This is a genomic window from Streptomyces sp. NPDC057249 (genome assembly GCF_042669245.1).
Classification (GTDB): Bacteria; Actinomycetota; Actinomycetes; order Streptomycetales; family Streptomycetaceae; genus Streptomyces.
The window spans coordinates 195,810-220,574 of record NZ_JBHUXS010000006.1; the positions used below are offsets into that span (position 1 = coordinate 195,810).

A 24,765-nucleotide genomic window follows, 5' to 3' on the forward strand; every position below is an offset into this window, starting at 1 on the left:
GCCTGGACTCAGGCGACCCTACGGCAACTCCTCCGGCCCGCACACGGCAGGTGGGCCGGTTCTTACCGCTTTCTCACCTTCCTGAACACAAGTTGTCCACGTGCGGACATTCCCGTGACGGACCTTCCTGCCCGACGGGCCACCCCGTGACTGCCCCTCCAGGTCACGCATACTGCCCGCATGCCCTTCACACTGAGCCATGCCGCCGCCGTGCTCCCGGGGATACGCCGCGACGGCGCCGGCCGTGGCCCGCTCCTCGCCTCGGCCCTGGTCGCCGGGTCGTTCGCCCCCGATCTGACGTACTTCGCGGATTCGGTGATCCCGGGCGCCATGGAGTTCGGGGAGGTCACCCACGCGGTATGGGGCGTCGTCACCGTGGACGTCCTGATCACCGCGCTGGCGCTCGGGCTGTGGCTGCTGCTGCGCGACCCGCTGGTGGCGCTGCTGCCGGAGCGGTGGCGGGGGCGCGTGCACACCTGGCTGCGGGGCGGCGGGGCCCCGACGGGCCCCGGGCGGTGGGGGCTCGGCGTGCGGGACGCCGCGTGGTTCGCGGTGTCGGCGGTGATCGGGTCCGCCACCCATGTCGTCTGGGACGCCTTCACGCACCACGACCGGTGGGGCGTACGACTGGTGCCCGGGCTCGACGGAAGCGTGGCCGGGTACCCCGTCTTCACGCTCGTCCAGTACGGCACGTCCGCCCCGGCCCTGCTGCTGCTCGCCTGGTTCACGGTCTCGGGGCTGCGGCGGACCGGGGCCCGGCCGGTGCCCGCCTCCGTACCGGCCCTGACCGCGCGGGCCCGGGGCTGGGCGCTCGCCGCGATCGGGCTCTGCGCCGTCCTGGGCACCGCCCACCGGTGCGCCCGCTGGTACGCGTACCACGGGCACATCAACACACCGCTGGACATCATCCCGACGGCCTGCTTCGGCGCGGGCGCGGGGCTCGCCGTCGGGCTCCTGCTGTACGCCGCGGCGGTGCGGCAGGCCCCGGCACGGCGGCGGGAGGCGGAGGCGGAGGCGGCCGGGGTCCCCGCGGACCCCGGCCGGAAGCGGTCAGTGGGCCGCTGACTCCCAGTCGCCGCCGACGCCGACCGACACGTCCAGCGGGGCGCGCAGCCGCACCGCCGTCGACATCTCGTGGCGCAGGATGCGCTCGACTCGCTCCCGCTCGCCCTCGGCGATCTCCAGCACGATTTCGTCGTGCACCTGGAGCAGCATCCGGGACTTCAGCTCCGCCTCGGTCAGCGCCCGGTCGACGTGGAGCATGGCGACCTTGACGATGTCGGCGGCGGTGCCCTGGATCGGGGCGTTGAGCGCCATCCGCTCGGCGGTCTCGCGGCGCTGGCGGTTGTCGCTGTTCAGGTCCGGGAGGTAGCGGCGGCGGCCGAAGATCGTCTCCGTGTACCCGGTGGCCCTGGCCTCCTCCACCACGCGGCGCAGGTAGTCCCGGACCCCGCCGAACCGCTCGAAGTAGGTGTCCATCAGGCCCCGGGCCTCGCCCGCCTCGATGTTCAGCTGCTGGGAGAGACCGAAGGCGGAGAGCCCGTACGCCAGGCCGTAGCTCATGGCTTTGATCTTGCGCCGCATCTCCGGGTCGACCGCGGACTTCTCGACGCCGAAGACCTGCGAGGCGACCGTGGTGTGCAGGTCCTCGCCGGAGGTGAACGCCTCGATCAGGCCCGCGTCCTCGGAGAGGTGGGCCATCACCCGCAGTTCGATCTGGCTGTAGTCCGCCGTCATCAGCGTCTCGAAGCCCTCGCCGACGACGAAACCGCGGCGGATCGCCCGGCCCTCGTCCGTGCGGACGGGGATGTTCTGCAGGTTCGGATCGGTGGACGAGAGACGGCCGGTCGCCGCCACCGTCTGGTTGAACGTGGTGTGGATGCGGCCGTCCGCCGCGATCGTCTTCACCAGGCCCTCGACCGTGACCCGCAGCTTCGCCTGCTCCCGGTGGCGGAGCATGAGGACCGGCAGCTCGTGCTCGGTCTGGGCGGCCAGCCAGGCCAGCGCGTCCGCGTCCGTCGTGTAACCGGTCTTGGTCTTCTTGGTCTTCGGCAGACCCAGCTCGCCGAACAGGACCTCCTGGAGCTGCTTGGGCGAACCGAGGTTGAACTCCCGGCCCACCGACGCGTGCGCCTCCTTCACCGCCTGCTGGACGGCCCCGGCGAACTGCTGCTCCATGCCCTCCAGATGGGCCCGGTCCGCCGCGATGCCGTGCCGCTCCAGGCGGGCCAGCAGGATCGACGTCGGGAGCTCCATGTCGTGCAGCAGCTCCGCCGCGCCGACCTCCTTCAGCCGCTCCGTGAACGCGTCACCGAGATCCAGCACCGCGCGGGCCTGCGCCATCAGGGCGTCGGCCTCCGCCCGGTCGTCGGCGCCGAACGCCAGCTGGCCGTCGGCCGCGGCGGCCGGGGCCAGCTCCCGGCCCAGATACTCCACGGCCAGGGCGTCCAGCGCGAAGGACCGCCGCCCGGGCTTCACCAGATACGCGGCGAGCGCGGTGTCCATCGCGACGCCGCCCAGGTGCCAGCCGTGCTCCGGGAAGACCCGCATCGCGCTCTTCGCGTTGTGCATGACCTTGGGCCGGGCCGGGTCCGCGACCCAGGCGGCGAACGCCTGCTCGTCGGCCTCGTCCAGCTGCGCCGGGTCCAGCCAGGCTGCGGCGCCGTCGGCGGCGGCGAGCGCGACCTCGGTCACCGTGCCCGCGCCGAGCGCCCAGGTGTCGACCGTCATGACGCCGAGCGGCTGCGCGCCGTGCTCCGCCAGCCAGGGGCCGACCTCACCGGTGGAGAGCACGGCCCCGTCCAGCTCGATCCCGGCGGCGGGCGCGGGCGGCTCGGCCTCCGCCGCGCCCGGGTCCACCGCGAGCAGCCGCTCACGCAGGCTCGGGTTGCGGATCTCCAGTATGTCGAGGATGCCGGTGACCGCCGTGCGGTCGTAGGGGGCCCGCTCCAGGCCCTCCGGGGTCTTCGGCAGCTCCACGTCCCGGACCATCTCGGTCAGCACGCGGTTCATCTTCACCGCGTCCAGGTGGTCGCGGAGATTCTGCCCGGCCACGCCCTTCACCTCGTCGGCCCGCGCGATCAGCTCGTCGAACGAGCCGAACTGGTTGATCCACTTCGCGGCGGTCTTCTCACCCACCTTGGGGATGCTCGGAAGGTTGTCCGACGGGTCACCGCGCAGCGCCGCGAAGTCCGGATACTGCCGGGGGGTGAGGCCGTACTTCTCCACGACCTTCTCCGGGGTGAACCGGGTCAGCTCGGAGACGCCCTTGGTGGGGTAGAGCACGGTCACGTTGTCCGTGATCAGCTGGAACGAATCGCGGTCGCCCGTGACGATCAGGACCTCGAAGCCGGCCGCCTCGGCCTGCGTGGCCAGCGTCGCGATGACGTCGTCCGCCTCGAAGCCCTCGACCGCGAACCGGTCCGCGTGCATCGCGTCCAGCAGCTCGCCGATCAGCTCGACCTGCCCCTTGAACTCGTCCGGGGTCTTCGACCGGTTCGCCTTGTACTCCGGGAACTCCTGCGCCCGCCACGTCTTGCGGGACACGTCGAAGGCCACCGCGAAATGCGTCGGCGCCTCGTCACGCAGCGTGTTCGCGAGCATCGACATGAAGCCGTACACCGCGTTCGTCGGCTGGCCCGCCGCCGTCGTGAAATTCTCCGCGGGCAGCGCAAAGAACGCCCGGTACGCCAGGGAGTGCCCGTCCATCAGGAGCAGGCGCGGTCGGTTGTCTGCCGTCTTCTTCGATGCCGTCTCAGCCACACCCCGATCCTGCCACGGACCACTGACAATCCGGACCGGCCACCGCCCGCGACGCCTCACCGGGCACCGGGCCCGTGCCCCGTGCCAGGATCGGAGGGAAGGAAACACACACGGCGGACCCGCGGGACACCTCCCGGGTCCCGCAGCCGGCTCGAAGGGGAGCACCATGGCCAGCAAGCCGCCCGCAGGAGACCCCGTCCAGGACGCCCCCCGGGTCGGACCGGCCCAGCACTCGGCCGCCGGGCTGCCCGCCGTCGCCCAGAGCCTGCGCGTCGCCCAGCAGCAGATGGGTCTGCGCCGCACCGCGCAAACCCTCCTCAAGGTCAACCAGAAGGACGGCTTCGACTGCCCCGGCTGCGCCTGGCCCGAGGGCGACAAGCGGCACACCGCCGAGTTCTGCGAGAACGGCGTCAAGGCCGTCGCCGAGGAGGCCACGCTCCGCCGGGTCACCCCGGACTTCTTCGCCGCCCACCCCGTCTCCGACCTCGCCGGGCGCAGCGGCTACTGGCTCGGCCAGCAGGGCCGCATCACCCAGCCCGTCCACCTCCCCGAGGGCGCCGACCGCTACGAGGCGGTCACCTGGGAGCGGGCCTTCGAGATCGTCGCCGAGGAACTGCGTGCCCTCGCCTCCCCCGACGAGGCCGTCTTCTACACCTCCGGGCGCACCAGCAACGAGGCCGCGTTCCTTCTCCAGCTCTTCGCCCGCGAGTTCGGCACCAACAACCTCCCCGACTGCTCCAACATGTGCCACGAGTCCTCGGGCTCCGCGCTCACCGAGACGATCGGCGTCGGCAAGGGCTCGGTGTCCCTGGAGGACCTGCACCACGCCGACCTGATCATCATCGCCGGGCAGAACCCCGGCACCAACCACCCCCGGATGCTCTCCGCCCTGGAGCAGGCCAAGGCGGCCGGCGCGAAGATCATCTCGGTGAACCCGCTGCCCGAGGCCGGCCTCGAACGCTTCAAGAACCCGCAGACCCCGCAGGGCATGCTCAAGGGCACCCCGCTCAACGACCTCTTCCTCCAGATCCGGATCGGCGGCGACCAGGCCCTCTTCCGCCTCCTGAACAAGCTGATCCTGGAGACCGAGGGCGCCGTCGACCGCACCTTCGTCACCGAACACACCCACGGCTACGAGGAGTTCGCCGCCGCCGCGGCCGACGCGGACTGGGACACGACGCTCGCCGCGACCGGACTCGACCGCACCGCCGTCGAACAGGCCCTCGCGATGGTCCTGGCCTCCGAGCGCACCGTCGTCTGCTGGGCCATGGGCCTCACCCAGCACAAGCACTCCGTGCCCACCATCCGCGAGATCGTCAACTTCCTCCTGCTCCGCGGCAACATCGGCCGCCCCGGCGCCGGCGTGTGCCCCGTGCGCGGCCACTCCAACGTCCAGGGCGACCGCACCATGGGCATCTTCGAACGCCCCGCGCCCGCCTTCCTCGACGCCCTCGACGAGGAGTTCGGGATCACCTCACCGCGCCACCACGGCTACGACGTGGTCCGCGCGATCCGCGCCCTGCGGGACGGCGACGCCAAGGTCTTCTTCGCGATGGGCGGCAACTTCGTCGCCGCCACCCCCGACACCGACGTCACCGAGGCCGCCATGCGCAACGCGCGCCTCACCGTCCACGTCTCCACCAAACTCAACCGCTCCCACGTGGTCACCGGCGCCCGCGCGCTGATCCTGCCCACCCTCGGCCGTACCGACAAGGACGTCCAGGCGAGCGGGAAGCAGTTCGTGACCGTCGAGGACTCCATGAGCAAGGTCCACGCCTCACGCGGCAACCTCACCCCCGCGAGTCCCCACCTCCTCTCCGAGCCCGCCATCGTCGCCCGCCTCGCCCGCGCCGTCCTCGGGACCGCGTCCACCACGCCCTGGGAGGAGTTCGAGCGGGACTACGCCACCATCCGGGACCGCATCTCCCGGGTCGTCCCCGGCTTCGAGAACTTCAACGCGCGAATCGCCCACCCCGGCGGCTTCACCCTCCCGCACGGCCCCCGCGACTCGCGCCGCTTCCCCACCGACACCGGGAAGGCCAACTTCACCGCCGCCCCCGTCGAGTTCCCCGCGCTCCCCGAAGGCCGGCTGCTGCTCCAGACCCTGCGCTCCCACGACCAGTACAACACCACCATCTACGGCCTGGACGACCGCTACCGGGGCATCAAGGGCGGCCGCCGCGTCGTCCTCGTACACCCCGAGGACGCGGCAGCCCTCGGGCTCGCCGACGGCGCCTACACCGACCTGGTCAGCGAGTGGAAGGACGGCGTCGAACGCCGCGCGCCCGGCTTCCGCGTCGTCCACTACCCCACGGCCCGGGGCTGCGCCGCCGCGTACTACCCGGAGACCAACGTGCTCGTTCCCCTCGACTCCACCGCCGACACCAGCAACACCCCCGCCTCCAAGTCCGTCGTGGTGCGCTTCGAGCCCGCGCGCTAAGCGCTCGCTCAGGCGTCTGATAAGAACGACGCAGACGAGCACCGCACCGAGACGAAAGGCGGACCCATGGGCGAGCACAGCGCACCCACGTTCCCCCAGGAGATCATCGACGAGTACGCCGCGCTCGGCGTCGACCTGCCCGCCCTCTTCTCCGCCGGCCACCTCGGCGAACGCATGGGCGTCCGCATCGTCGAAGCCTCCGCCGAGCGCGTCGTCGGCACCATGCCGGTCGAGGGCAACACCCAGCCGTACGGACTCCTGCACGGCGGCGCGTCCGCCGTCCTCGCCGAGACCCTGGGCTCCGTCGGATCGATGCTGCACGGCGGCCCCGCGAAGTTCGCCGTCGGCGTCGACCTGAACTGCACCCATCACCGAGGGGTACGGAGCGGCCTCGTCACCGGCACCGCCACCCCCGTACACCGGGGACGCACCACCGCCACGTACGAGATCGCCATCACCGACGAACAGGGCAAGCGGGTCTGCACCGCACGCCTCACCTGCCTGCTGCGCGACGCCCCCGCCCCGGCGGCCCCCTGACCCCGCACCACCGCACCACCCCCCTGCCCGGCCGTGACCCAAAACGGCCGGGCAGCGGCATATCCGGGCACAACCACCGCCACGATCAAGGAAATTGAACGGCACACGGACCCAACCCCCTTGACCCGGCGCCCCGTTCCATGGCCCACTCAGCTACCACACCCCACCCACCCCCACCACCACACCGCGTCGCCGCACCCCCACCGACATCACGCAGCGTAACCGACGCCCGGAGCGGGACACCCCGCCGCGAGGCCAACGGCCCGGCCCCACAGCCACCGGGCCCCTTCGCCATGCCCCCGCGCCCCCACACCGCGCCCCCGCCGCGCGACAGCAGCAAGATCGCCCCAAGCCCCTTAGCAGAGCTGCACGTTCTCACATTGCGGTCACTTCACGGTCCGGTAAAAAGCCGTACATGTCCGCCCAGCCACCTCAAGCCTTGCTCAAGGGCATAACAAGACAGTCACATCCTTGGCCGGCAGCACTCCCGACCCCCACCACTGCCCTTAGAGTCACGGCCAGTCACCGCGCCGCCGGGCGCGTCTGCAAGCACGGCCCTGTACCAACCCAGTACGGCCCGGCGAACGACACGGCACCTCAAGCAGAGGAGGCCGCGCCAGGGAAAGGACCTTTCGTGCGACACCGTTCTTTGCTCATCCTCACCACAGTGCTCACCACCGGTGCACTGACACTCACCGCCTGCGGGTCGCGCGACGACGACAACAAGAGCGACGGCAACGGCGGCAGCTCCAACACGACCGTCGTCATCGGCGTCGACGCGCCGCTCACCGGTGACCTCTCCGCCCTCGGCCTCGGCATCAAGAACTCCGCCGACCTCGCCGCCAAAACGGCGAACAAGGAGAAGACCGTCCCCGGCGTCACCTTCGAGGTCCAGCCGCTCGACGACCAGGCCCAGCCCTCCGTCGGCCAGCAGAACGCCACGAAGTTCATCGACAACAAGAAGGTCCTCGGCGTCGTCGGCCCGCTGAACTCCGGCGTCTCCCAGTCGATGCAGAAGCCCCTCAACGACGCCGGCCTCACCCAGGTCTCCCCCGCCAACACCGGCACCGAGCTCACCCAGGGCAACAACTGGAAGACCGGCGACAAGAAGCGCCCCTTCAAGACCTACTTCCGCACCGCCACCACGGACCAGATCCAGGGCGCCTTCGCCGCGAAGTACCTCTACAACAACGCGAAGATCAAGAAGGTCTACCTCATCGACGACCAGAAGCCCTACGGCGCCGGTCTCGCGGCCTCCTTCAAGGCCACCTACACCGGACTGGGCGGCAAGATCGTCGGCGCCGACCACGTCAACCCCGAGGACCGCGACTTCAACGCCGTCGTCACCAAGGTCAAGAGCTCCGGCGCCAAGGCCGTCTACTACGGCGGTGAGTACCCCGCCGGCGCCCCCCTGAGCCAGCAGCTCAAGGCCCGCGTGCAGATCCCCCTCATGGGCGGCGACGGCATGTACAGCGCCGACTTCATCAAGCTCAACAAGAAGGCCCAGGGCGACATCGCGACCTCCGTCGGCAAGCCCGTCGAGGAACTCGACTCCGCCAAGAAGTTCATCGCGGACTACAAGACCGCCGGCTACAAGGACGCCTACGAGGCCTACGGGGGCGGCACCTACGACGCCACCTGGTCCATCATCGAGGCCGTCAAGCTCGTCGTCTCCGAGAACGACGGCAAGCTCCCCGACGACGCCCGCGCCAAGGTCCTCGAAGCCATGAGCAAGGTCAAGTTCGACGGCGTCACCGGCCCCGTCTCCTTCGACGAGTTCGGCGACACCACCAACACCATGATGACCGCCTACCAGGTCGACGGCGGCAAGTGGGTCTCCAGGCTCAGCGAGGTCTACAAGCCGTAACCGGCACCCGGACACCCACCGACACGCACACCAGACCGCGCGGGAGCGCTACGAGCACTCCCGCGCGGCGCCATATCCGAACCACTCCACGGAGGCCCTGCGGTGCACGAACTGCCGCAACAGCTGGCCAATGGACTCATCCTCGGCGCGATGTACGGACTCATCGCGATCGGCTACACGATGGTCTACGGAATCATCCAGCTCATCAACTTCGCCCACGGCGAGATCTTCATGATCGGAGGCTTCGGAGCTCTCACCGTGTACCTCTGGATGCCGGCCGGCTCCAACCTCCTCGCCATCATCCCCCTCATGATCATCGGCGGCGTCATATGCTCCGTCGCCGTCAGCGCCGCCGCCGAACGCTTCGCCTACCGGCCGCTGCGCAACGCCCCCCGGCTCGCCCCGCTGATCACCGCGATCGGACTCTCCCTCGCCCTCCAGCAGGCCATCTGGAAGTGGTACCCCGACGCCACCAAGGACCGCCCCTTCCCGCAGTTCAAGGGCGAAGCCTTCGACCTCTTCGGCGCCCACGTCCAGCGCGGTGACCTCTTCGTCCTCATCGCCGCCCCCGTCTGCATGATCGCCCTCGGCCTCTTCGTCTCCAAGACCCGCTCCGGCCGCGGCATGCAGGCCACCTCGCAGGACCCCGACACCGCCAAGCTCATGGGCATCAACACCGACCGCATCATCGTCATGGCCTTCGCCATCGGTGCCGCGTTCGCCGCCGTCGCCGCCGTCGCCTACGGGCTCAAGAACGGCCAGATCGGCTTCAAAATGGGCTTCCTCATGGGCCTCAAGGCCTTCACCGCCGCCGTACTCGGCGGCATCGGCAACATCTACGGCGCCATGCTCGGCGGAGTCGTCCTCGGCGTCGCGGAATCCCTCGCCACCGGCTACATGAGCGACGTACCCGGCATGGACCTCTTCGGCGGCGGCGCCTGGAAGGACGTGTGGGCCTTCGTCCTCCTCATCGTCGTCCTGCTGCTGCGGCCCCAGGGCCTGCTCGGCGAACGCGTCGCGGACAGGGCGTGATACGGATGACCACCCAGAACGCACTCATCCCCCTCCCCGCCCCCGCCGCCCGCATCGCCACCCTCACCGGCGCCGCGGCCGCCCTCGCCGGCACCCTGCTCCCCTGGACCTGGACCTCCGAATTCCCCGGCGACCTCACCGTCACCGGCTACCCCGGCGGCCTCCAGGTCCTCACCCTCACCGGCGCGATCCTCACCCTGCTCCTCGCCCTCACCGGCTACGGCATCCCCGGACTGCGCTGGCTCGCCCCCGCCGGCACGCACAGCCCGGTCCGCCTCGCGGCCCTCGCCACCTTCGGCACCACCGGCTACGCCATGGGCGCCATCTCCTACGAACTCGGCGGCGTCGTCAACCTCGAACCGGGAGCCTGGGTCAGCGGCATCGGCGCACTCGTCGCCGTCATCGCCTCCCTCGCCCTCCCCTACGACGTCCCGCTCCCCGCCGACGGCCCCGCGCCGAACGCCTGGCAGCGCTTCCGCAACAGCCTCGCCGCACCCTCGGCACCCCGCGCCAAGGCCCTCCCGGGCTGGGCCGAGATCATCATCATCGCGGTCTCCTTCGGCCTCGCGCTGTACGTCTTCACCTACGGGATCGACATCCCCACCGAGGACTCCGAACAGTTCATCGGCTTCCTCATCACCGCGGGCTTCGCCTTCACCGCACTCACCCGGGCCGGCCTCATCGCCCGCCTCACCGCGCTGACCGCCAAGCACCGCAACGTCACCCTCACGGCCGCCCTCGTCGCGGCACTCTGCTTCCCCTTCACCCAGGACACCGCGGAATACGCCCTCATCGGCGTCAACATCCTCATCTTCGCCACCGTCGCCCTGGGCCTCAACGTCGTCGTCGGCCTCGCCGGCCTCCTCGACCTCGGATACGTCGCCTTCCTCGGCGTCGGCGCCTACACCGCCGCCCTGGTCTCCGGCGCACCCCTCTCCGCGATCGGCGTCAAATTCCCCTTCTGGGCCGCCGTCCTCACCGGGGCCGTCGTCTCGATGATCTTCGGCGTCCTCATCGGCGCCCCCACCCTGCGCCTGCGCGGCGACTACCTCGCCATCGTCACCCTCGGCTTCGGTGAGATCTTCCGCGTCACCGTGAACAACCTCAACGGCAACAGCGGCCCCGACCTGACCAACGGCTCCCAGGGCATCCCCAGCATCCCCGACCTCAACCTCTTCGGGATCGACTTCGCCCTCAGCCATGACGTCGGACCCTTCACCCTCAGCAGGCCGGCCAACTACTACCTGCTGATGTTCGTCGTCACCGCCGTCGTCGTCCTCGTCTTCCGCCGCTCCGGAGAATCCCGCATCGGCCGCGCCTGGGTCGCCATCCGCGAGGACGAGACCGCCGCCACCGCCATGGGCATCAACGCCTTCCGGCTCAAGCTGCTCGCCTTCGCCCTCGGCGCCACGCTCGCCGGCCTCGCCGGCACCGTACAGGCACACGTCAACTACACCGTGACGCCCGAGCAGTACCAGTTCGCCGGCTCCGTGCCCCCGAACTCCGCGTTCCTCCTCGCCGCCGTCATCCTCGGCGGCATGGGAACCCTCAGCGGACCCTTCGTCGGCGCCGCGCTGCTCTACCTCATCCCGGCCAAGCTGCAGTTCATGCAGGACTACCAGCTCTTCCTCTTCGGAATCGCACTCGTCCTCCTGATGCGCTTCCGGCCCGAGGGCCTGGTCGCCGACCGCAGGAAGCAGCTCGAATTCCACGAGACCGACCAGCTCGACGTGCCCACACCCCGGAAGTCCGACGAGACGGACGCCGGCATCGCCAAGGCGGGGGCGTAACACCATGACCACCACCACACAGACCGCCACCGGGACGACCGTCCTGGACGCCAGCGGGGTCACCATGCGCTTCGGCGGCCTCACCGCCGTCCGCGACGTCGACCTCCAGGTCAACACCGGCGAGATCGTCGGCCTCATCGGCCCCAACGGCGCCGGCAAGACCACCTTCTTCAACTGCCTCACCGGCCTCTACGTCCCCACCGAGGGCAAGGTCAGCTACCGGGGCACCGTCCTGCCGCCCAAGCCCCACCTCGTCACCAAGGCCGGCATCGCCCGCACCTTCCAGAACATCCGGCTCTTCGCCAACATGACCGTCCTGGAAAACGTCCTCGTCGGACGCCACACCAGGACCAAGGAAGGGCTCTGGTCCGCCCTGCTCCACCTGCCCGGCTACCGGGCCGCCGAGAAATCCAGCCGCGAACGCGCCATGGAACTCCTGGAGTTCATCGGACTCCAGAACAAGGCCGACCACCTCGCGCGCAACCTCCCCTACGGAGACCAGCGCAAACTGGAGATCGCCCGCGCCCTCGCCAGCGACCCCGGACTCCTCCTCCTGGACGAGCCCACCGCCGGCATGAACCCCCAGGAGACCCGCGTCACCGAAGAGCTCATCTTCGCGATCCGGGACCAGGGCATCGCCGTCCTCGTCATCGAGCACGACATGCGCTTCATCTTCAACCTCTGCGACCGCGTCGCCTGCCTCGTCCAGGGCGAGAAACTCGTCGAAGGCACCGCGTCCGAGGTCCAGAGCGACGAACGCGTCATCGCCGCCTACCTCGGCACCCCCTTCGAAGGCGCCCCCGGCGCGGAGGAAGTCGCCGAGGTCGAAGCGGCCGAGGCCCACACGAGCACGGAAGAGGAGGGCAACCGATGACCGCACTGCTGGAGGTCGAGGACCTCCGCGTCGCCTACGGCAAGATCGAAGCCGTCAAGGGCATCTCGTTCACCGTCGAGACCGGCCAGGTGGTCACCCTCATCGGCACCAACGGCGCCGGCAAGACCACCACCCTGCGCACCCTCTCCGGGCTGCTCAAACCGCTCAGCGGCCGCATCCTCTTCGAGGGCAAACCGCTCACCAACGTCCCCGCGCACAAGATCGTCTCCCTGGGCCTCGCCCACTCCCCCGAGGGCCGCCACATCTTCCCCCGGCTGACGATCGCGGAGAACCTCCTCCTCGGCGCGTACCTCCGCAACGACAAAGCGGGCATCGAGAAGGACGTCCAGCGCGCCTACGACCTCTTCCCCATCCTCGGGGAACGCCGCAAGCAGGCCGCCGGCACCCTCTCCGGCGGCGAGCAGCAGATGCTCGCCATGGGCAGGGCCATGATGTCCCAGCCCAAGCTGCTCATGCTCGACGAGCCCTCCATGGGCCTCTCCCCGATCATGATGCAGAAGATCATGGAGACCATCGTCGAACTCCGCGCCTCCGGCACGACGATCCTCCTGGTCGAGCAGAACGCCCAGGCCGCGCTGTCCCTGGCCGACCAGGGCCACGTCATGGAGATCGGCAAGATCGTCCTCTCCGGCACCGGGGCGGACCTCCTCCACGACGAGTCCGTCCGCAAGGCGTACCTGGGCGAGGACTGAGCGCTTACGGATACGAGGAAGGCCCGCGCCACGTGGCGCGGGCCTTCCTCGTGTTCTACGGGGCCTACTCGGCGGCCTTCTTCTTCTCCTCGGCGTCCGCGATCAGGGCCTCGGCGAGCTGCTGCATCGACAGCCGGCGGTCCATGGACGTCTTCTGAATCCACCGGAACGCCTCCGGCTCGGACAGCCCGTAGTCCGTCTGGAGGATGCTCTTCGCCCGGTCCACCAGCTTCCGCGTCTCCAGCCGCTGCGCGAGGTCGGCGACCTCGTTCTCCAGCGCCTTCAGCTCGGAGAACCGCGACACGGCCATCTCGATCGCCGGGACGACGTCGCTCTTGCTGAACGGCTTGACCAGGTACGCCATCGCCCCGGCGTCCCGGGCCCGCTCCACGAGGTCGCGCTGCGAGAACGCGGTGAGCATGAGGACCGGCGCGATGGACTCCTCGGCAATCTTCTCGGCGGCGGAGATCCCGTCGAGGACCGGCATCTTCACATCGAGGATGACCAGGTCCGGCTTGTGCTCCCGCGCCAGCTCGACGGCTTGCTGCCCGTCCCCGGCCTCGCCGACGACGGAGTAGCCCTCCTCTTCGAGCATCTCCTTGAGGTCGAGGCGGATGAGTGCCTCGTCCTCGGCGATGACGACGCGGGTCGTCAGCGGCGGAACGTGCGACTTGTCGTCATCGGCGACGGGCTGGGGCGACTCGGGGGTGGTCACGGGGGCTCCTTGTTCCAGGACAGGACTGCTGCCTCTGAGCCTACCTAGCTACGCCGCCCCAACGGGACCCGGTATACTGCTGCACAGCTCCCGCCTTGCCCGGTTGGAGGAATTGGCGATACTCGCGGTGCTCAAACCACCGTGCCTTCGGGCATGTGGGTTCGAATCCCACACCGGGCACGTACGAAGCGGATGTTCACGTTCTCGTGAACATCCGCTTTTTGCTGCCCGCGGCAGGTCCGGAGGGTTCATCCTATTCGCGTGAACGTGTACGAAATGGAATTACGGCAGAGGGCTCTTACTCTTCTCCGAGGCGGGGCCCGCAATGCGGACGTCGCACGAGAGCTGAACGTTCCCGCCGGAACGATCGGCTCGTGGCTGTATGCAGATCGCAGACGGCGCGGAATCCCGTCCCAGCGGCCCGCCGACTGCCCACAGTGCGCAGGCGGAGACTTCGATCGCCTCGCCTACGCATATCTGCTCGGGCTCTACCTCGGAGACGGCTGCATCAGCCAGGGCAGGCGAGGCGTGTATGCGCTCCGCATCGCCTGCGCCGACGCATGGCCCGGAATCATGGACGCGTGCGCCGAAGCCATGCAGATCATCCGGCCAGCCAACAAGGTGTTCCGGGTGCAGCGACAGGGCTGCCAGTACGTGACGTGCCTCAGCAAGCACTGGCCCTGCCTGTTCCCCCAGCACGGCCCAGGCAAGAAACATGACCGCGAAATCGCGCTGACCAAGTGACAGCAGGCGATCGTGGACGCGCACCCCTGGGAGTTCATCCGTGGGCTCATCCACTCCGACGGCTGCCGCATCACCAACTGGGCCACCCGCCTCGTCCGTGGCGAACGACGGCGTTACGAGTACCCGCGCTACTTCTTCACCAACCTGTCGGCCGACATCCTGCGCCTTTACACCGACACGCTCGACAAACTCGGCGTCGAGTGGAAAGACACCAACGGCAAGAACATCTCCGTCGCCCGACGGGCGTCCGTAGCCCTCATGGACGCTCACGTCGGGCCTAAATACTGAGGCAGCCCGCTACTTCGGCCTGTCGTCCTCGCCGATGTGGTGCACGCGCACCAGGTTCGTGGAGCCCGCGACACCCGGCGGGGAGCCGGCCGTGATGACCACGACGTCGCCCTTCTGGCAGCGGCCGATCTTCAGCAGTTCGTCGTCCACCTGGGCCACCATCGCGTCCGTGGAGTCCACGTGCGGGCCCAGGAACGTTTCGACGCCCCACGTCAGGTTCAGCTGGGAGCGGGTCGCCGGGTCCGGGGTGAAGGCGAGGAGCGGGATCGGGGAGCGGTAGCGCGACAGGCGCTTCACCGTGTCGCCGCTCTGCGTGAAGGCGACCAGGAACTTCGCGCCGAGGAAGTCGCCCATCTCCGCCGCCGCGCGGGCCACCGCGCCGCCCTGGGTGCGGGGCTTGTTGCGCTCCGTCAGCGGCGGGAGGCCCTTGGCGAGGATGTCCTCCTCGGCGGCCTCCACGATGCGGGCCATCGTGCGAACCGTCTCTATGGCGTACTTGCCGACGCTCGTCTCGCCGGAGAGCATCACCGCGTCCGTGCCGTCGATGATCGCGTTCGCGACGTCGGACGCCTCGGCGCGGGTGGGCCGGGAGTTGTCGATCATCGAGTCGAGCATCTGCGTCGCGACGATGACCGGCTTGGCGTTGCGCTTGGCGAGCTTGATCGCGCGCTTCTGGACGATCGGGACCTGCTCCAGCGGCATTTCGACGCCGAGGTCGCCGCGGGCGACCATGATGCCGTCGAAGGCGGCGACGATGTCCTCGATGTTCTCGACGGCCTGCGGCTTCTCGACCTTGGCGATGACGGGGAGGCGGCGGCCCTCCTCGTCCATGACGCGGTGGACGTCCTCGATGTCCCGGCCGCTGCGGACGAAGGAGAGGGCGATGATGTCGGCGCCCGTGCGGATGGCCCAGCGCAGGTCCTCGATGTCCTTCTCGGAGAGCGCGGGGACGGAGACGGCGACGCCGGGGAGGTTGAGGCCCTTGTGGTCGGAGACCATGCCGCCCTCGATCACGGTGGTCCGGACGCGGGGGCCGTCGACCTCGGTGACCTCCAGGGTGACGCGGCCGTCGTCGATCAGGATGCGCTCACCGGGGGTGACGTCGGCGGCGAGGCCGCCGTACGTCGTACCGCAGCCGTTGCGGTCGCCCTCCATCGGCTCGACGGTGATGGTGAAGTCGTCGCCGCGTTCAAGGAGTACGGGGCCCTCGCGGAAGCGTCCGAGGCGAATCTTCGGGCCTTGAAGGTCGGCGAGGACGCCGACGCTGCGGTGGGCCTCGTCGGACGCTTTGCGCACACGGTGGTAGCGCTCTTCGTGTTCGGCGTAGCTGCCGTGGCTGAGGTTGAGGCGGGCGATGTCCATTCCCGCCTCGACGAGGGCCTTGATCTGGTCGTATGAGTCGGTTGCGGGTCCCAGGGTGCAAACGATTTTGGCTCGGCGCATGGTTCGAGCCTAGACCTTACCTATGGGTAGGTAATTGGCTGTGAATGACTGCTCAACAACCTTTGCGTGAAGGGTTATTGACAAGTGTTGAATTGTGCGGCGGCGTGCTCGGATGAGCACGCGCCGGCGTCCCCGTGGGCGGTTGTTCAGAGTTTCGGCGGGGTCATGGTGAAGCGGGCGTTCACCTGCGCGTACACGGTCTGCTGCTGGGGTTCGAGGTCGACGGGGGGCGGCGGCGGGGCACCGGCTCCGGCGGGGGCCGGCACCGCTCCGCCGTAGCCGGCGCGGCGGGCGTACGCGACGGGGGCGGCGTTCTCCGCGCCTATGTCGGCGAGTTCGACCAGGGCGGCGAGGTCCGCGCCGAGTGCTCCGGCGTATTCGCGGGCGCGCTGGACGGCTTCGCGGACGGCTTGGCGGCGGGCCTCGCCGTGGGCGGGTGAGGTGGGGCGCAGGGCCCACCAGGGTCCGCTGACGTGGGTCATGTCGAGGTCGCCGACGCGGGTGACGAATTCGCCGAGTGCGGTGAAGTCGTTGAGGACGGCGGTGATGTAGACGCGGCCGTGGTAGGCGCGGATCTTCTCGTCGCGGCCTCGTTGGACGAGTTCGGGGTGGATGGAGAGGGCGCCGGTCTCGATCTTCTCGACGGCGTCGCCGTAGGTGCGGGCGAGTTCGAGGACGGTGGCGTTGCGGCGGGTGAGGTCTTCGAGGGCGGCGCGGCGGTCCTTGCCCCGGGCGGTGACGGTGATGGAGAGGCGGGCGATCTCGGGGTCGACTTCCAGGCGGGCTTCGCCGCGGACGGCGAGGCGGGGCTGGTCCGGGGTGCCGTAGGGCTGGGCGGTGTCGGTCATGGGTCCACTGTGGCATCCGGGTGTGACAGCGGGGGTGTGGCCGGCCGGACGGTGTGCGGTCGGTGTGTGGTCATGGAACGGAAACCTGCCGGGGGTGTTGCCGGGGGTGGTGCGTGGGTGATTATCTACGCGCGTCGCTGGACGGCGTACGACAGAACTTCGCACCGGGTGAACTGACATGTGGGAGAACGAGATGCCGCTGAACCGAAGGACGTTCCTGGGGACATCGGCCGCGGCCGGCGCGGGTGCGGTGGTGGTGGGCGGTGTCGCGTCGCCCGCCCAGGCGCACGGGCGCGGGCACGGTCACGGGCGTCCGCAGAAGCGGTACTCGTTCACCGTGATGGGGACGACGGATCTGCACGGGAACGTGTTCAACTGGGACTACTTCACGGATGCCGAGTTCGACGACAAGGATCACAACGACGTCGGTCTGGCGAAGATCTCGACGTTGGTGGAGCAGGTGCGGCGGGAGAAGGGCCGCGCGAACACGCTGATGATCGACGCGGGTGACACGATCCAGGGCACGCAGCTCTCGTACTACTACGCGAAGATCGACCCGATCACGGCGAAGCGTGGTCCGGTGCATCCGATGGCGCAGGCGATGAACGCGATCGGGTACGACGCGGCGGCGTTGGGGAACCACGAGTTCAACTACGGGATTCCGGTGCTGCGGAAGTTCGAGGAGCAGTGCGATTTCCCGCTGCTCGGGGCGAACGCGCTGGACGCGAAGACGCTGCGGCCGGCGTTCGCGCCGTATGTGATCAAGAAGCTGCGGACGCCGCACGGGCGGGATGTGAAGGTGGGCATCCTGGGGCTGACGAACCCGGGGATCGCGATCTGGGACAAGGCGAACGTGAGCGGGAAGATGGTGTTCCCGGGGCTTGAGGAGCAGGCGGCGAAGTATGTGCCGCGGCTGCGTTCGATGGGCGCGGACGTGGTGATCGTGTCGGCGCATTCGGGCAACAGCGGGACGTCGTCGTACGGGGACCAGATTCCGTATGTGGAGAACGCGGCGGGTCTGGTGGCGGAGCAGGTGCCGGGGATCGACGCGATCCTGGTGGGTCACGCGCATCTGGAGATTCCCGAGTACTTCGTGGAGAACAAGGAGACCGGGAAGAAGGTCGTGCTCTCGGAGCCGCTGAAGTGGGGGCAGCGGCTGACGCTGTTCGACTTCGAGGTGGTGTGGGAGAAGGGCCGCTGGGTGGTCGAGAAGGCCGGTTCGCGGGTGCTGAACTCGAACACGGCGGCCGAGGACCGGAAGATCACGAAGCTGCTGACGGACGAGCACGAGAAGGTCGTGGCGTACGTCAACCAGGTGATCGGTACGGCGGCTTCGGAGATGACCACGGCGGAGGCGGCGTGGAAGGACGAGCCGATCATCGATCTGATCAACGTGGTCCAGGCGGAGACGGTGAAGGCGGCGCTGGCGGGTGGTGAGTACGCGGGGCTGCCGGTGCTGTCGCAGGCGTCGTGCTTCTCGCGTACGGCGCGGATTCCGGCCGGGAACGTGACGATCAAGGACGCGGCGGGTCTGTATCCGTTCGAGAACACGCTGGAGGCGCGTCTGGTGACGGGTGCGCAGATCGTGGACTATCTGGAGTTCTCGGCGAAGTATTACGTGCGGACGGCGGCGGGTGCCGCGGTGGATCCGGAGAAGCTGACGAATGCGGAGAACACTCCGGACTACAACTACGACGCGGTGTCGGGGCTGACGTATGACATCGACATCGCGAAGCCGGTGGGTTCGCGGATCGTGAATCTGTCGTTCGAGGGGAAGCCGCTGGACCCGAAGGCGCAGTTCGTGCTGGCGGTGAACAACTACCGGGCGAGTGGTGGCGGCAATTTCCCGCATGTTCCGGGTGCGAAGCAGCTGTGGGCGAATTCGGAGGAGATCCGGAACACGATCATCGCCTGGGTGCAGGCGAAGGGTTCGGTGGACCCCGCGGAGTTCGCTTCGGTGGACTGGAAGCTGACGCGGGACGGCGTGCCGGTGTTCTAGGCGGGCGGTTGGTGAGGGCGGTCGTTCCGTCTCCCTTTTTCGGGGAGGTGGGGCGGCCGCCCTTTTTCTGTTCAGGTTTTCTGTTCAGGGTTTCTGTTCAGGGGTGGGTGAGGGGGACGAGGGTGGGGTGTTGGGCGGGGATGGCGGGCTGGGTGAGGCCGAAGGTGGTGAAGGCGGTGCGTTGCGGGAGGGGGTAGGGGGTGGTGCCGGTGAGGTCGTTGAGGATGGTGGCGCTGCGCCAGGCGGCGAGGCCGAGGTCGGGGGCGCCGACGCCGTGGGTGTGGCGTTCGGCGTTCTGTACGTAGATGTGGCCGGTGATGGCGGGGCCGAGGTCGAGGCGGTGATGGGCGTCGATGCGGGGGCGGCCCGCGTCGTCGCGGCGGAGGTGGGGGGTGAGGTGGTGGAGGAGGGTGTCGAGGGGGCGTTCGCGGTAGCCGGTGGCGAGGACGACTGCGTCGGTGGTGACGCGGGTGCGGGTGGACTGCTGGGTGTGTTCGAGGTGGAGTTCGACGCGGGTGTTGGCGACGCGTCCGGCGGTGCGGACGGTGACGCCGGGTGTGAGCGTGGCGTCGGGCCAGCCGCCGTGGAGGGTGCGTCGGTAGAGCTCGTCGTGGATGGCGGCGATGGTGTCGTGGTCGATGCCTTTGTGGAGTTGCCATTGCTGGGGGACGAGGGTGTCGCGGACGGGTTCGGGGAGGGCGTGGAAGTAGCGGGTGTAGTCGGGGGTGAAGTGTTCGAGGCCGAGTTTCGAGTACTCCATGGGCGCGAAGGCGGGGGTGCGGGCGAGCCAGTGGAGTCCTTCGTTGCCGTGGGGGCGGGCGCGGAGGAGGTCGAGGAAGATTTCGGCGCCGGACTGTCCTGAGCCGATGACGGTGATGTGGCGGGCGCGGAGGAGGCGTTCGCGGTGGGGGAGGTAGTCGGCGGAGTGGATGACGGGGGCGGTGCCGGTGTCGGTGAGGGGTTTGAGGGGTTCGGGGATATGGGGTTCGGTGCCGATGCCGAGGGCGATGTGGCGGGTGTGGGTGCGGCCGAGTGATTCGGCTTCGCCGTGGGCGTCGAGCTGGGTGTGGTCGATGTCGAAGCGGGCGGTCTGGGGGTCCCAGCGGATGGTGTCGACCTGGTGGCCGAAGTGGAGGCCGGGGAGCCGGGTGCTGACCCAGCGGCAGTAGGCGTCGTATTCGGCGCGGTGGATGTGGAAGCGCTCGGCGAAGTAGAAGGGGTAGAGGCGGTCCTGGGTGCGTTGGTAGTTGAGGAAGCTCCAGGGGCTGGTGGGGTCGGCGAGGGTGACGAGGTCGGCGAGGAAGGGGACTTGGAGGGTGGCGCCGTCGATGAGGAGTCCGGGGTGCCAGTGGAAGGCGGGGCGCTGTTCGTAGAAGGCGGTGGTGAGGGGGGTGGGGAGGCCGTGGGCGAGGGCGGCGAGGGAGAGGTTGAAGGGGCCGATGCCGATGCCGACGAGGTCGTGGGTGTGATGGGGGTCGGGGGTGGGCGGGGCGGCGGTCATCGGAGGGTGCTGCCTTCCTTGAGTTCGGCGGTGAGGTGGGTCACGAGGGCGAGGAGGCGGTGGAGGTCGTCGGGGGTGGTGTGGGGGTTGAGGAGGGTGGCTTTGAGCCAGAGGCGGCCGTGGGTGTGGGTGCGGCCGAGTACGGCGTGGCCGCGGGTGAGGAGGGTGCGGCGGAGGGTGGCGACGGTGTGGTCGTCGGCGTCGGTGGGGCGGAAGAGGACGGTGCTGATGGTGGGGCGTTCGTGGAGTTCGAGGCCGGGGGTGCGGGTGACGAGGTCGGCGAGGGTGTGGGCGGCGGCGCAGGTGCGGTCGACGAGGTCGGCGAGTCCGGTGCGGCCGAGGGCCCGGAGGGTGACGGCGATCTTGAGTGCGTCGGGGCGGCGGGTGGTGCGCAGGGAGCGGCCGAGGAGGTCGGGGAGGCCGGCTTCGGTGTCGTCGTCGGCGTTGAGGTAGGGGGCCTGGTGGTGGAGGGCGTGGAGGTGGTGGCGGTCGGGGACGGCGAGGATGCCGGCGGAGGCGGGCTGCCAGCCGAGTTTGTGGAGGTCGAGGGCGACGCTGTCGGCGCGGTCGAGTCCGTCGAGGAGGTGGCGGTGGGCGGGGCTGAAGAGGAGGGGTCCGCCGTAGGCGGCGTCGATGTGGAGTTCGGCGCCGTGGCGGGTGCAGAGGTCGGCGATGCCGGTGAGGGGGTCGATCCGGCCGGTGTCGGTGGTGCCGGCGGTGGCGGTGACGAGGAGGGGGCCGTTTCCCCGGTGGCGGGCGAGGGTCTCGTGGAGTGCGGGGACGTCGATGGTGCCGTCCGGGGCGGGGACGGTGAGGGGTTCGGGCAGGCCGAGGAGCCAGGCGGCGCGGGTGATGCTGTGGTGGGCGTTGGCGCCGGCGATGGTCTGGACGGGGCCGTGGCGTTCGCGGGCGAGGAGGAGGCCGAGTTGGTTGGCTTCGGTGCCGCCGGTGGTGATGAGGGCGTCGGGTGCGGGGTGGCGGGGGTAGATCTCGGCGGCGAGTGCGGCGGTGGTGTCGGCTTCGAGGGTGGAGGCGGCGGGGGCCTGGTCCCAGGAGTCCATGGAGGGGTTGAGGGCTGAGGCGGCGAGGTCGGCCGCCGCGGCGAGGGCGAGGGGCGGGGTGTGGAGGTGGGCGGCGCAGAGGGGGTCGGCGGGGTCGGCGGCGCCTTCGGTGAGGGCTTGGACGAGGGTGGCGAGGGCGTGGTGGGCGCCGGTGCCCCGGTCGGGGATGAGGGGGGTGAGGGCGGCGCGGGTGCGGGGGGTGACGGTGTCGGGTCCGCCTGCGGGGAGGGGGCCGTCGCGGCGTCGGGCGCCTTCGGCGAGGGCGGTGAGGACGGTGTCGAGGAGGGGGCGCAGGGCGTCGGGGCCGGTGGTGGTCCCGGCGAGGGGCGGTACGGGCATGGGGCGGGTGGTCCTTCGGGCGCGCGTGGACGGGGTGCGGGCATGGTCGTGTCCGGAGAGTCCCGTCGTACGCCCGGCGGGCGAGGCGGGGCTTTCCGGACGCGGCCATGGGTGTGCGTTCCAGCTTGTCCGGGTTTCGGGGGGCGCGGCCGGGTTGCCTGGTGATCTGAACTCGAAAGGGTGGCGGGGTGCGGGTGGGGGCGCGTCGGCGGGGGTGGGGCTGGTATGGGTGTGCCCGGCGCGCCCCGGTGGTGCGGGGTGGGCCGGGCACGGGTGGTGCGGGTGGGGTCAGTGGGCGTCGCGTACGTTCAGGGCGCGGCGCAGGTCGTCGATCTGGTCGGTGAGTTTGCGGCGGAGGGCCGGGATGAGGGCCGGGTCGTCGAGGGCTTCCTCGCCGGTGCGGAGGCTGTCGGCGTCGACGGCGTGGACGGGGAAGGCGTAGCGTCCGGCGGCTTCGGCGATGGCGGGGCCCCGGCGGGCGGCGAGCTGGGCGGCTTCGGGGTAGAAGCGGGGCACGTATGCGCGTACGAGGTCGGTCTGTTCGGGTTGCCAGAAGCCTTGGGCGGTGGCGGTGAAGAGGTAGTTGGAGAGGCTGTCGTCGTGGAACATCGCGTTCCAGGCGGCGGCCTTGGCCTCGGGGGTGGGCAGGGCGGCGCGGCAGCGGGCGGCGCCTTCCTGGCCGGTGGCGCTGGGGTCGTCCTCCAGGGCGGCGTCGATGGCGGTCTCGTCGGTGGCGCCGAGGACGGCGAGGCGGGTGAGGATGCGCCAGCGCAGTTCGGGGTCGAGTTCGGGTCCGCCGGGGACGGTGTCGTCGGCGAGCCAGCCCTGGATGGTGTCGGGCTGGGTGGCGGCGTCGATGAGGTGGCGTACGGCGGTGAGGCGCAGGCCGGGGTGGGTGCCGTCCTCGGTGCGGCGGATGAGGTCGCGGCAGAGGGCGGTGAGGGTGGTGAGGGCGGCGGGCCGGTCCTCGGGGGCGGTGTAGCGGCCGGCGACGTGGGTGTCGGCGAAGGCGAGGACGCCTTGGAGGAGGGCGAGGTCGGTCTCGTACGGGAGGTGGGCGCGGGCGGCTTCGAGGTAGGTGCTGGGGGCGAGTTCGCCGTCGCGGACCATGTCGCGGGCGGCGTTCCAGACGACGGCGCGGGTGAGGGGGTCGGGGATGCCGGAGAGGCTGTCCAGGACGGTGTTCCAGGAGTGCGGGTCGAGCCGGATCTTGGCGTAGGTGAGGTCTTCGTCGTTGAGGACGACGAGGGCGGGGCGGCGGCCGGGGCGGGTGACGGGGGCTTCCTCGGGGATGCCGGCGTCGAAGCGTTCGCGCAGGACGAGGGGGGTGGGGCCGTGCTGGGTGTCGAGGCTGTGGTCGTAGGCGCCGACGCTGATGCGGTGGGGGCGGGTGCCCCGGTGGTCGATGGTGAGCGACCAGGTGGTGTCGGTTTCGGTGGTGTGTGCGGCGAGGGTGTCGACGCCGGTGGTACGGAGCCACCGGTCGGCCCAGGCGTGGACGTCCCGGTCGGTGGCGGAGGCGAGGTTGTCGATGAAGTCGGCGAGGGTGGCGTTGCCGAACTTGTGGCGGGCGAAGTGGGTGTTGATGCCGGCGAGGAAGTCCTTCTCGCCGAGCCAGGCGACGAGCTGGCGGAGGGCGGAGGCGCCCTTGGCGTAGGAGATGCCGTCGAAGTTGAGGAGCGCGGAGGCGGTGTCGGGGACGTCGGCGGGGTCGGGGGCGACGGGGTGGGTGGAGGGGCGCTGGTCGGCGTCGTATCCCCAGCCCTTGCGGGCGACGCCGAAGTCGACCCAGGTATCGGTGAACCGCGTGGCTTCGGCCAGGGTCTGGTAGCCCATGTACTCGGCGAAGGACTCGTTGAGCCAGATGTCGTCCCACCAGGCGAGGGTGACGAGGTCGCCGAACCACATGTGGGCCATCTCGTGGGCGATGACCATGCCGCGGGTCTGGCGTTCGGTGTCGGTGACGGCGGAGCGGTAGATGAATTCGTCGCGGAAGGTGACGAGTCCGGGGTTCTCCATGGCGCCGGCGTTGAACTCGGGGACGAACGCCTGGTCGTACGAGTCGAAGGGGTACGGCTCGGTGAACTTCTCCTGGAACCGGTCGAAGCAGGCCCGGGTGATGTCGAGGATCTCGTCGGCGTCGGCGTCGAGGTGGGGGGCGAGGGAGCGGCGGCAGTGGATGCCGAAGGGCAGTCCGGCGTGTTCGGTGGTCACGGAGTGCCAGGGGCCGGCGGCGACGGCGACGAGGTAGGTGGAGAGCGGCGGGGTGGGGGCGATGGTCCAGCGGCCGTCGCCGGTGTGCTCGGTGACGCCGTTGCCGAGGACGGTCCAGCCTTCGGGGGCGGTGACGGTGAGGGCGAAGACCGATTTGAGGTCGGGCTGGTCGAAGGCGGCGAAGACGCGCTGGACGTCCTCCATGAAGAGCTGGGTGTAAACGTATGTCTCGTTGTCGCTGGGGTCGGTGAAGCGGTGCATGCCTTCGCCGGTGCGGGAGTAGCGCATGGCGGCGTCGACGTGGATCTCGTGCGTTCCTTCGGTGAGGCCGGTGAGGGGGTACCGGTTCTCGGTGAGGTGCGCGGGGTCCAGCGGCTGCCCGTCGAGGCTGATCGAGCGCAGGGTGGCGGGCTTGAGCTCGATGAAGGTGTCACCGGCCGTGCGGGCGGTGAACTCGATCGCGGTACGGGAGTCGAAGGTCTCCTCCCCCGCGGTGAGATCGAGTTCGATCGTGTATCGCTGTACGTCGAGGATCTGGGCTCGGGCCTGCGCTTCATCGCGCGTCAGTACGGACATGGGGACATGCTGCCGTATCGGC

16 protein-coding genes, 1 tRNA gene and 1 pseudogene are annotated in these 24,765 nt (G+C 69.9%); 11 read left to right on the top strand and 7 right to left on the bottom strand.

Annotation, left to right across the window (positions count from 1 at the left end; all coding sequences use genetic code 11):
* Nucleotides 1-180 precede the first annotated feature (180 nt).
* Nucleotides 181-1,065: a DUF4184 family protein gene (locus ACFUJY_RS13740; RefSeq protein ID WP_383298353.1), complete on the top strand. Its 885-nt coding sequence runs from the start codon at nucleotides 181-183 to the stop codon at nucleotides 1,063-1,065.
* Here the strand turns inward: ACFUJY_RS13740 and polA are convergent.
* Entirely contained in the window at nucleotides 1,051-3,762 is a 2,712-nt protein-coding gene (gene polA / locus ACFUJY_RS13745) for a DNA polymerase I (RefSeq protein WP_383298355.1), read from the bottom strand. The two genes, ACFUJY_RS13740 and polA, sit on opposite strands and share 15 nt — an antisense overlap.
* Before the next feature lie 166 nt (nucleotides 3,763-3,928).
* On the opposite strand from polA, the gene ACFUJY_RS13750 reads away from it, so the two are divergent.
* From ACFUJY_RS13750 to ACFUJY_RS13780, 7 genes are all read left to right on the top strand, one after another.
* On the top strand, nucleotides 3,929-6,202 hold the full coding sequence (locus ACFUJY_RS13750) for an FdhF/YdeP family oxidoreductase (RefSeq protein ID WP_383298357.1): 2,274 nt from the start codon (nucleotides 3,929-3,931) through the stop codon (nucleotides 6,200-6,202).
* Between the two features lie 66 nt (nucleotides 6,203-6,268).
* Nucleotides 6,269-6,739 carry a PaaI family thioesterase gene (locus ACFUJY_RS13755; RefSeq protein WP_383298359.1) on the top strand — a complete coding sequence of 157 codons (471 nt, stop codon included), beginning with the start codon at nucleotides 6,269-6,271 and terminating at the stop codon, nucleotides 6,737-6,739.
* A 649-nt stretch (nucleotides 6,740-7,388) separates the two neighbouring features.
* Nucleotides 7,389-8,606, top strand: coding sequence for a branched-chain amino acid ABC transporter substrate-binding protein (locus ACFUJY_RS13760; RefSeq protein ID WP_383298642.1), 1,218 nt, complete (start codon nucleotides 7,389-7,391; stop codon nucleotides 8,604-8,606).
* A gap of 102 nt (nucleotides 8,607-8,708) precedes the next feature.
* Nucleotides 8,709-9,638, top strand: coding sequence for a branched-chain amino acid ABC transporter permease (locus ACFUJY_RS13765; RefSeq protein WP_383298361.1), 930 nt, complete (start codon nucleotides 8,709-8,711; stop codon nucleotides 9,636-9,638).
* A gap of 5 nt (nucleotides 9,639-9,643) precedes the next feature.
* Complete coding sequence (locus ACFUJY_RS13770) at nucleotides 9,644-11,428, top strand: branched-chain amino acid ABC transporter permease (protein ID WP_383298363.1); 1,785 nt, start codon at nucleotides 9,644-9,646, stop codon at nucleotides 11,426-11,428.
* A 4-nt stretch (nucleotides 11,429-11,432) separates the two neighbouring features.
* Complete coding sequence (locus ACFUJY_RS13775; RefSeq protein ID WP_383298365.1) at nucleotides 11,433-12,302, top strand: ABC transporter ATP-binding protein; 870 nt, start codon at nucleotides 11,433-11,435, stop codon at nucleotides 12,300-12,302.
* Nucleotides 12,299-13,015 (top strand): ABC transporter ATP-binding protein, encoded by a 717-nt coding sequence (locus tag ACFUJY_RS13780; RefSeq protein ID WP_383298367.1) that lies wholly within the window; start codon nucleotides 12,299-12,301, stop codon nucleotides 13,013-13,015. The genes ACFUJY_RS13775 and ACFUJY_RS13780 overlap by 4 nt, the downstream gene beginning before the upstream one ends.
* A gap of 64 nt (nucleotides 13,016-13,079) precedes the next feature.
* On the opposite strand, the gene ACFUJY_RS13785 is transcribed toward ACFUJY_RS13780, so the two are convergent.
* Nucleotides 13,080-13,730 (bottom strand): ANTAR domain-containing response regulator, encoded by a 651-nt coding sequence (locus ACFUJY_RS13785; protein ID WP_018518762.1) that lies wholly within the window; start codon nucleotides 13,728-13,730, stop codon nucleotides 13,080-13,082.
* Nucleotides 13,731-13,827: 97 nt separating this feature from the next.
* Between ACFUJY_RS13785 and ACFUJY_RS13790 the strand changes: the two genes are divergently transcribed.
* Both ACFUJY_RS13790 and ACFUJY_RS13795 read left to right on the top strand, forming a co-directional pair.
* Nucleotides 13,828-13,910 (top strand) — tRNA-Leu (locus ACFUJY_RS13790).
* 96 nt (nucleotides 13,911-14,006) lie between these two features.
* Nucleotides 14,007-14,762: pseudogene (locus ACFUJY_RS13795) on the top strand (transcriptional regulator).
* Between the two features lie 9 nt (nucleotides 14,763-14,771).
* Here the strand turns inward: ACFUJY_RS13795 and pyk are convergent.
* Both pyk and ACFUJY_RS13805 read right to left on the bottom strand, forming a co-directional pair.
* Nucleotides 14,772-16,205 carry a pyruvate kinase gene (pyk, locus tag ACFUJY_RS13800; RefSeq protein WP_383298369.1) on the bottom strand — a complete coding sequence of 478 codons (1,434 nt, stop codon included), beginning with the start codon at nucleotides 16,203-16,205 and terminating at the stop codon, nucleotides 14,772-14,774.
* Nucleotides 16,206-16,351: 146 nt separating this feature from the next.
* Entirely contained in the window at nucleotides 16,352-17,053 is a 702-nt protein-coding gene (locus tag ACFUJY_RS13805) for an SIMPL domain-containing protein (RefSeq protein WP_383298371.1), read from the bottom strand.
* A 193-nt stretch (nucleotides 17,054-17,246) separates the two neighbouring features.
* Here ACFUJY_RS13805 and ACFUJY_RS13810 point away from each other — a divergent pair, with 193 nt between their 5' ends.
* A complete protein-coding gene (locus ACFUJY_RS13810) occupies nucleotides 17,247-19,052 on the top strand; it encodes a bifunctional metallophosphatase/5'-nucleotidase (RefSeq protein WP_383298643.1) in 1,806 nt (601 codons plus the stop codon).
* A gap of 97 nt (nucleotides 19,053-19,149) precedes the next feature.
* Here the strand turns inward: ACFUJY_RS13810 and ACFUJY_RS13815 are convergent, their stop codons facing one another.
* The 3 genes from ACFUJY_RS13815 to pepN all read right to left on the bottom strand — a co-directional run bounded on the left by ACFUJY_RS13815 (nucleotide 19,150) and on the right by pepN (nucleotide 24,743).
* Entirely contained in the window at nucleotides 19,150-20,553 is a 1,404-nt protein-coding gene (locus tag ACFUJY_RS13815) for a lysine N(6)-hydroxylase/L-ornithine N(5)-oxygenase family protein (protein ID WP_383298372.1), read from the bottom strand.
* A complete protein-coding gene (locus ACFUJY_RS13820; RefSeq protein WP_383298374.1) occupies nucleotides 20,550-21,953 on the bottom strand; it encodes a pyridoxal phosphate-dependent decarboxylase family protein in 1,404 nt (467 codons plus the stop codon). Before ACFUJY_RS13820 ends, ACFUJY_RS13815 begins: the two co-directional genes overlap by 4 nt.
* 288 nt (nucleotides 21,954-22,241) lie before the next feature.
* On the bottom strand, nucleotides 22,242-24,743 hold the full coding sequence (gene pepN / locus ACFUJY_RS13825) for an aminopeptidase N (RefSeq protein ID WP_383298376.1): 2,502 nt from the start codon (nucleotides 24,741-24,743) through the stop codon (nucleotides 22,242-22,244).
* Nucleotides 24,744-24,765 lie beyond the last annotated feature (22 nt).

What these genes read in the sequence shown, in the direction of transcription:
- ACFUJY_RS13820 (WP_383298374.1), bottom strand. Translation starts at nt 21,953, where the DNA reads ATGCCCGTACCGCCCCTCGCCGGGACCACCACCGGCCCCGACGCCCTG.
- ACFUJY_RS13805 (WP_383298371.1), bottom strand. Translation starts at nt 17,053, where the DNA reads ATGACCGACACCGCCCAGCCCTACGGCACCCCGGACCAGCCCCGCCTC.
- ACFUJY_RS13810 (WP_383298643.1), top strand. Translation starts at nt 17,247, where the DNA reads ATGCCGCTGAACCGAAGGACGTTCCTGGGGACATCGGCCGCGGCCGGC.
- ACFUJY_RS13755 (WP_383298359.1), top strand. Translation starts at nt 6,269, where the DNA reads ATGGGCGAGCACAGCGCACCCACGTTCCCCCAGGAGATCATCGACGAG.
- pyk (WP_383298369.1), bottom strand. Translation starts at nt 16,205, where the DNA reads ATGCGCCGAGCCAAAATCGTTTGCACCCTGGGACCCGCAACCGACTCA.
- ACFUJY_RS13770 (WP_383298363.1), top strand. Translation starts at nt 9,644, where the DNA reads ATGACCACCCAGAACGCACTCATCCCCCTCCCCGCCCCCGCCGCCCGC.
- ACFUJY_RS13740 (WP_383298353.1), top strand. Translation starts at nt 181, where the DNA reads ATGCCCTTCACACTGAGCCATGCCGCCGCCGTGCTCCCGGGGATACGC.
- ACFUJY_RS13750 (WP_383298357.1), top strand. Translation starts at nt 3,929, where the DNA reads ATGGCCAGCAAGCCGCCCGCAGGAGACCCCGTCCAGGACGCCCCCCGG.
- ACFUJY_RS13775 (WP_383298365.1), top strand. Translation starts at nt 11,433, where the DNA reads ATGACCACCACCACACAGACCGCCACCGGGACGACCGTCCTGGACGCC.
- pepN (WP_383298376.1), bottom strand. Translation starts at nt 24,743, where the DNA reads ATGTCCGTACTGACGCGCGATGAAGCGCAGGCCCGAGCCCAGATCCTC.
- ACFUJY_RS13780 (WP_383298367.1), top strand. Translation starts at nt 12,299, where the DNA reads ATGACCGCACTGCTGGAGGTCGAGGACCTCCGCGTCGCCTACGGCAAG.
- ACFUJY_RS13815 (WP_383298372.1), bottom strand. Translation starts at nt 20,553, where the DNA reads ATGACCGCCGCCCCGCCCACCCCCGACCCCCATCACACCCACGACCTC.